This is a genomic window from Hoylesella loescheii DSM 19665 = JCM 12249 = ATCC 15930 (assembly GCF_000378085.1).
Classification (GTDB): Bacteria; Bacteroidota; Bacteroidia; order Bacteroidales; family Bacteroidaceae; genus Prevotella; species Prevotella loescheii.
In genome coordinates this window covers 153750-160839 of sequence record NZ_KB899217.1, presented here as the reverse complement: position 1 = coordinate 160839, position 7090 = coordinate 153750, and the positions used below count along the sequence as shown (strand labels likewise).

Sequence of the window (7090 nt, the reverse complement as noted above, 5' to 3'; positions counted from 1 at the left end):
AGCACCTCTTGCTCTCGGGGGCTGCGAGCCCCCTGCCGCAGGGCACCCCCTCGGTGTTTTTCATGGCCTTGTTTTCATTCACGCAAAAAAGGCCAGCCCAAACTTGGACGGCCAACAAACAATGCTTAACTTTGCAAACGGATGGCAGCTGTAAACCAAATTTGGACTTTGGAGAAGGACATGACAACCTAAATACAACATAAGGATTTTTCTTGTCAACCAAAGGAGTATTTAACAACGAAAAGTGTCAACTAATCTCAGTACACTACAAGCCGTTGCGCTACAAGTTGTTTGTAGTGTGGCTACAAGTGCTTTGTAGTGTGGCTACAAGTGAGTTGTAGTGTGACTACAAGCGTTTTGTAGTGTGGCTACAAAAGGTTTGTAGGGGCAGTACAAATGAGCTTGTACTCCTTCAATGGCAAGAAAGCGCTAGATAAAGGCATTTTTAAATGTGTTGGGAAACAAATGGTATCTTATCCCGAACTTGTGCAATTGGATGAGCTTGGAATGAACGATGCCATTGCACCACAATGTATTTACGAGCTGATATAACGATAAAGGGGTGTCTCCCGACACCCCTTCACATATTATACAAAAACATTATGAATTTTATTTAGCGAACAAGATTAAAAGTTATCGTTATATGATTTTATTCAATTTGGCTTATTCTGTTGATGTTTCTTTTCATTGCGCCACTTTGAAAGTGCGCTCTTTGCGTTCGCAGTAGCGTTCGCATTGTCGGCAAATGTCATAGCCGAGCATTGCTCCAAGTATGAAATCCTCTTCTGGGCTGAGCTCGTTTAGTGGGCGGTTAACCATCATCCTGATGGCGTTGAGGCACTCTTTCTTACCGAAAAACAAGTTGAGGTTATCTTTCCCCACAGGTTTTATCAGGTAGTCGATGTGCTGACGTTCAAGCCTTGCTATGGCAAATTGCTCGTATTTCTTGTTGAAGGTGTATAAAACCATCTGTCGCACGCCTTTCTGATACTCATATATATGGTTCATCAGCACCTTCATGTCGGCTGAAATCATTTCTGTCTGCGGCATAGTCTTGTACTTTTTATATGGCGGTGGGGCCTGTTTTCAGACCCCACCGTCGGGGTTTTGCTTCATGCAAAAATATTTCTCTGCAATCGAAATTTACAATGCAGCTTTGATATCTTCGAGCCATGCGTCGATACGACCTTCGGTCTTATCGTCTTCGTTCACGTCGTCGAGAGCCAATCCCACGAACTTACCATCTACAACAGCCTCGCTATCGTCGAAGGTATAGCCATCGGTAGACACTTCGCCAACCATTTTTGCGCCACTGTCTTTAGCGGCATTGTAAAGCTCGGCCATTGCTCCGCAGAACGTATCAGAGTAAGATTCGGCATCACCGCAACCAAATACGGCCACTGTTTTACCAGCCAAGTTGGCCTCTTTAAGAACCTTCACGCCGTCGTACCAGTCGTCTTGCAGTTCGCCAGCACCCCAAGTAGAGGTTCCAATGAGCAGATTTTCGTTCTCGGCAACAACGTCTGCGTTGAAGTTAGCTACGTCAAGGGCTTCTGCACCCAATTTGTTTGCAATCGTTTCAGCGATGCTTTGGCAGGTTCCTGTTGAAGAACCATATACTACCACCGTTTTTTTCATTTCAATTCTTAGTTTTAAATGTGTAATTAATTATGGATGCAAAGTTAAGTACAAATGAATAACGGCGCAATACCTAGAAATGGTGTTTTTTGCGTAAACGCTGTTTTGGGGGATGGAAACACCTGCTGCTTTATTTCCCGATAAACCTAACGAGCGTGCTTCCGCTGTGTTTGGGGCTGTCGGCATGTATCTGAACCACGTACACACCTGCTGTTAATGACCCGAGCCGTATGGTGGATTGGGCAGCCAACAGCGTGCGTGCCCTACTTAGAACTAATGAACCCGAAAGCGAATAGATGCGAAGGGCACAGGTGTGAGGTTGTCCGTCGGCGAACGTTATGTGCAGTTCGCCATTGCTTCCAGGGGCTATCGATACGCCTTGTGGTTGGTGTTGGTCGATGCCTTGCACCTTGGTGATGCCCAGAATATGGAGCAAACCGCGATAAACGTCAATCTGTCCGTAGCCATATTGGTTGTTGGGGTGGGGCAGGGAGGTGGTGTGGCGGATGCCCGTTTGTGCTACCACATCGAGCACTTCGCTGGTAGTTAGTGTGGGTTTGGCCTGCAACCACAGGGCGATAGCTCCTGCTGCGGCTGGCGCAGCCATAGATGTGCCCGTGTTGCAGTTCCACGGATAGATGCGGCCATTGTGTTCGAAGTGCTCCACATCCCATTGCACGTCGCTTTTGTTGGGGTTACTGGCAATGTAAAAGCTATTGTATGAGGAGATGATGTTGCTGCCGGGAGCCATCAAGTCGGGTTTAGTTCGGCCGTCGGCTGTTGGCCCTTTGGACGAGTAGGGTGCTCTTTTCCCTCCTGTTCCTTGAAACGAAAACTTCTTTTCACCCTTATAATTGGTGATGTAGGTTCGATACGAGGTTGCCCCAACGGCTATAACAGAGGGCGCGCTGGCAGGAGATAGGATGGTGTGGCTATCGTTTCCGCCTAAGAGTGCAGGCTCGCGTTTGTTCGTTTCCCATGTGCCTGTACCCCGAAATAGTTCTACATCGGCCTTCGCACCTATTAATATAAGTGCCGTTGGTGGCACGTAGGTGTTCGAACCCAATGCTCGCAGATACATCTCGTAGGCCAATGCACCAGCGTTATCAGACGGATAGGCCACCGCTTGTATTTCGTAACTTAGCTTTCCAAATGTCAGCGTGTCTACCAGCAGCGAATCTTTGGAGGTAATTAAGGTACGGGTATCGATGTCGTATGTGGTTAATGTGCCCACACGATGAAATCGCAGCCTAATCAGGAAATGTGCTTTGCTCTTGGCCGAGACGCGTATTCGTCCGTTCGAATCTTTAATGCAAGTGCCAGCCGAGTCGGTTCCTAATGGTTTTCTAAGGTAACTTGCCCGTCCGCCTTCATTGCCTGCCGCGGCCACGATGATGCGTCCCGGACCTTGAAGGCTATCTAGAAAGGCATGGTAAAGTTGTGTGTCGCTGTCGAAACGAAAGCTAGAACCCTCGCTAAACGAAACCACGCAAGGCTGATTATGGCGCTTGGCATAGTCGAAGATGTATTTAAAGCCCAGCGCGTCTGTTGCTGTGGTATATTTATGTAGGTCTTTTTTGTCCACCAAATTCTTGTTTTCGCTTGTCATGTTGGATACCAGGCAGATGTCGCTTTCCCACGCCATGCCTCGATAAGGGCTTTTAAAGCCACTGCCAGCAGCAATGCCCAGCGTGTGGGTGCCATGCGTTTCTTGTTTACCATCACGTGTGTGGCGCAGGTTAAGCAGGTCGTTTGGTGTGGTATAGTCGCGTCCTACGGGTAGCGTAGAGCCGATGGTGTCGGTAGAAAGTTGGTCCCACAAGGCCTTGATGCGTAACGTTTGACCCGTTGAATCGCAGAAATTGGGGTGTGTTAGGTCGAACCCGATGTCTTGAACACCCGCCACCACGCCCTTGCCCGTGTAGGCTTGCGGCAGCGATAGGCCTTGGTATGCTGGCCAGGCGTTTAGCACCTTGGCCGTGCTATCCGTTAGTATGCTGTTGCTATGGCCTGCTTCGATACGGTTAACCTGTTTCGATTGTGATAGTTGGGCAAGTCTGTTAAGGGGGATATTCACAATGTGGATATTGCCAATGCTAGCTAACGACTTGCAACCGTGGGTTTTGAACACCGCCTCGGCATCGCCTTCGATGCGTACGAAGGCACAAACGGCGCGGCTATCGGGCTCGTTTGCGCGGGTTGAAGCCTGTTGCTCGGCTCGATTTTCTACGTACAGTTGCCGCAGTTCGCCCGACATCTTGGCATAGTTGGGCCGTTGTGCACCGACATGTTGTATGCACAGAAGGGCGAAAATGGCAAATGTCAATATCCTTTTCATCGTTTGTGTGGGTGTATGTGATGTTGAAGTGGCAGGGCCTTGCTCAGAAAAGGCAATTCTCATGGCTTGTGTTGGCCTAGCGAAAGCAAAGTTACGGAAAATAGTGGAGATTGCGTCTAAACAGAAACTTTTTTGTAACTTTGCATGTAATGCCGAGTGCGAAGTTCGCGATTTGTGGCATAACGTGCATTGGCATCAGGATTATAAGGAAAAGATAAAAAGTAAAATATAACAATGGAAAAAGAAAACAACAAGTTTATTGCCGTGGCTTACAAGCTCTATTCGGTGACCGACGGTAAGGAAACGCTCATCGAAGAGGCACCAGCCGATCGCCCCTTCGTGTTTATTACAGGGTTTGGCATCACCCTCGACGCCTTCGAAAACGGTGTGGAAGACCTGCCCAAGGGCGAACAGTTCACCCTGAACATCGAAAGCGAAGAGGCTTACGGCGAACGTCTTGACGAACGCGTGCTCGACCTGAACAAGGAGATTTTCACCATTAATGGACACTTCGATCACGACAATATCTATAAAGACGCCATTGTGCCGTTGCAAAACGAAGACGGAAACCGATTTACCGGGCGCGTGTTAGACGTGACGGACGACACCGTGAAGATGGACTTGAACCACCCGCTTGCAGGACTAGACCTGCTGTTTAAGGGCGAAATAGTGGAAAATCGCGAAGCAACGAATGAGGAAATTCAGCAAATGCTGAGTCATATTAGCGGTGAAGGCGGTTGCGGAGGCTGTGGTGGCGGTTGCGATCATCATCATGGCGATGGCGAAGGCGATGGTCACGGCCATAGCTGCGGATGTGGACATGGCCACCATGGCGGTGGTTGCGGACATCATTAAGCACTTCGCTGCATCTGCACTTCGTATTTATATATACAATGGCGAACACATGATGGCTGCGTTTGGTGCTGCCGTGTGTTCGCCATTTGTTTGTATTTGAGTTGTTTAGTTCTTTAGTTTTTTAGTTTTTGAGTTGTAGGGCGCTTAGCTCATGCACTGCTTTTTCTGCGGTCACTTCTGCAAATGGTAAGTTGGCGCGCATATTGTTTGAGAGGCGCGTAATAAGCTTTATAAGCTTCCAACCTTATAAGCGTTACAACTTCTAAAACTGATTGACTCAGAGATTGATAAGCTCGCGTATTCATAAACTCACAAACCTCATCCCACATAACGATTATGCGCAACACATTTGGAAATCTTTTCGCCCTCACCACCTTTGGCGAAAGCCATGGGCCTGCCATCGGAGGCGTGGTAGATGGTATGCCTGCGGGCATCGATATAGATGTAGACTTTATCCAGTCGGAGCTTAATCGGCGTCGGCCGGGTCAAAGCAAGCTCACCACGAGTCGTAATGAGGCCGACCAGGTGGAGCTGCTTAGCGGTGTGTTCGAAGGCAAAAGCACAGGCACGCCCATTGGTTTTGTGGTGCGAAACGCCAACCAGCACTCTAAAGACTACGACAACATGCGTGGGCTTTTTCGTCCGTCGCATGCCGATTACACCTATTATAATAAGTACGGACTACGCGACCATCGTGGCGGAGGTCGTTCGTCGGCTCGCATAACTTTGGCGCGCGTGGTGGGTGGAGCATTGGCTAAGCTGGCACTTAGGCAAATGGGCGTTACCATTTCGGCATACGTGTCGCAGGTGGGAGATATTGCCTTGGAGAAAGATTATCGGCTATACGACCTCTCGAACACTGAAAACAACGATGTGCGATGCCCCGATGAGGAGCAGGCCGAGCGTATGGCGCAACTTATTTTGGAAACGAAGAACGCGGGCGACACCATTGGCGGCGTGGTAACATGCGTGATTAAGGGCTGCCCTGTGGGTGTTGGCGAACCCGAGTTTGACAAGCTTCACGCCCGATTGGGTTATGCCATGTTGAGCATAAACGCTGCAAAGGGCTTTGAGATAGGCGATGGGTTCGACCTAGTAGGTCATAAAGGCAGTGAGGTGAACGATGTTTTTGTGTCCGACGAGGGCCAAGTTTCTACCCTCACCAACCATAGCGGAGGCATCCAAGGAGGCATCAGCAATGGACAAGATATCTTTTTTCGCGTGGCGTTTAAGCCTGTGGCCACGGTGCTGATGGAGCAAGACACCATCGAAGTAGACGGAACGCCCACCACGTTCGCTGCCCGTGGGCGTCACGATTCGTGTGTTGTTCCGCGTGCTGTACCCATCGTCGAGGCCATGGCAGCCATGGTGTTGATGGACAATTTGGCCATGGCAGGGACCAGAATAGATAACGATGGCGAATGAAAAACGGGTTGGCAAGGCTACGAATAACCTTGTCAACCCGTATGCTTTAGGGATATTGGCTTGTTAACTTATCACTCGTCAACTTGTAAACAGATTAACTTGTCTACTCGCCGACTTCTCAACTCGTTAACTTGTCCACTCATCCACTCTTCTCTTACTTAGGCTTTCAGGTTTGGATATTTCTCTTCCAAAGCCTTAAAGAATTTCTTACCAACAGCGTAAGCCAACAATCGGCGATACTTATTATAAGCAATGTACTTCTGCTGTGTGGGATAAAGCACGGTGCAGAGCGTTATTTCGCGCACGCCTTCTTCGCTAGGTACCTGCAGCTTATAGAATTTTGCGCTGTCGCCCAGTTCTTGTGGAACACGGTCGTTTGCAAAAGGCGTGAGTGTAGCATTTTCCATTCGCGAATTGTCGAACATCAAGTGGCGTTTCACCTTTTCTTCAACATCAAGTTCAAAGAGATGCAAACCATCTTCGGTAAGCAACAGCGGCATGGGCACTTGCACTGTGGTGTACTTCACCGTACCCAGTGTCAATGCGCTTTTCAGCACATCCTTGCCAGCATTTTTCATGTGTTCTTTCATGTCGGGCAAGTGATAAATGTAGTTCGCACCTAACACCTTCTTATCGTCAAGATGCTGAATGCAAACGCCAAAGTCGGCGTTTACCAGTACGTCCAGGTCGTTGTCGCTAAGCTTTTGAGCTTCGTTGTCAGCCTGTGCAGGGTCTAGTGCCTTTTGGCTAACAAAGCGTTTGTACACTTGACTGATAACTAGGGCTGCCAGAACAATGGCGCCCATGATGATGAGTTGTGATGTTTCCATTACT

6 protein-coding genes are annotated in these 7090 nt (G+C 48.8%); 2 read left to right on the top strand and 4 right to left on the bottom strand.

Features of this window, described 5'->3' with window-relative positions; genetic code table 11:
- Positions 1-684: 684 nt before the first annotated feature.
- The 3 genes from F453_RS0109635 to F453_RS0109625 form a co-directional block, all read right to left on the bottom strand.
- Complete coding sequence (locus tag F453_RS0109635; RefSeq protein WP_009236275.1) at positions 685-1050, bottom strand: DUF2023 family protein; 366 nt, start codon at positions 1048-1050, stop codon at positions 685-687.
- 93 nt (positions 1051-1143) lie between these two features.
- Positions 1144-1638 (bottom strand): flavodoxin FldA, encoded by a 495-nt coding sequence (gene fldA / locus F453_RS0109630; protein WP_018967837.1) that lies wholly within the window; start codon positions 1636-1638, stop codon positions 1144-1146.
- Between the two features lie 130 nt (positions 1639-1768).
- Entirely contained in the window at positions 1769-3976 is a 2208-nt protein-coding gene (locus tag F453_RS0109625; protein WP_033404258.1) for a S8 family serine peptidase, read from the bottom strand.
- A 234-nt stretch (positions 3977-4210) separates the two neighbouring features.
- On the opposite strand from F453_RS0109625, the gene F453_RS0109615 reads away from it, so the two are divergent.
- Complete coding sequence (locus F453_RS0109615; protein WP_018967834.1) at positions 4211-4831, top strand: FKBP-type peptidyl-prolyl cis-trans isomerase; 621 nt, start codon at positions 4211-4213, stop codon at positions 4829-4831.
- Between the two features lie 336 nt (positions 4832-5167).
- Positions 5168-6256 (top strand): chorismate synthase, encoded by a 1089-nt coding sequence (gene aroC, locus F453_RS0109610; protein WP_018967833.1) that lies wholly within the window; start codon positions 5168-5170, stop codon positions 6254-6256.
- 158 nt (positions 6257-6414) lie between these two features.
- Here aroC and F453_RS0109605 read toward each other — a convergent pair whose 3' ends face one another.
- Positions 6415-7086: a hypothetical protein gene (locus F453_RS0109605; protein WP_018967832.1), complete on the bottom strand. Its 672-nt coding sequence runs from the start codon at positions 7084-7086 to the stop codon at positions 6415-6417.
- Positions 7087-7090: the final 4 nt, after the last annotated feature.

Excerpts from the sequence above, each read along its gene's own strand:
- F453_RS0109625 (WP_033404258.1), bottom strand. The coding sequence starts at position 3,976 with ATGAAAAGGATATTGACATTTGCCATTTTCGCCCTTCTGTGCATACAA.
- aroC (WP_018967833.1), top strand. The coding sequence starts at position 5,168 with ATGCGCAACACATTTGGAAATCTTTTCGCCCTCACCACCTTTGGCGAA.
- F453_RS0109635 (WP_009236275.1), bottom strand. The coding sequence starts at position 1,050 with ATGCCGCAGACAGAAATGATTTCAGCCGACATGAAGGTGCTGATGAAC.
- fldA (WP_018967837.1), bottom strand. The coding sequence starts at position 1,638 with ATGAAAAAAACGGTGGTAGTATATGGTTCTTCAACAGGAACCTGCCAA.
- F453_RS0109615 (WP_018967834.1), top strand. The coding sequence starts at position 4,211 with ATGGAAAAAGAAAACAACAAGTTTATTGCCGTGGCTTACAAGCTCTAT.
- F453_RS0109605 (WP_018967832.1), bottom strand. The coding sequence starts at position 7,086 with ATGGAAACATCACAACTCATCATCATGGGCGCCATTGTTCTGGCAGCC.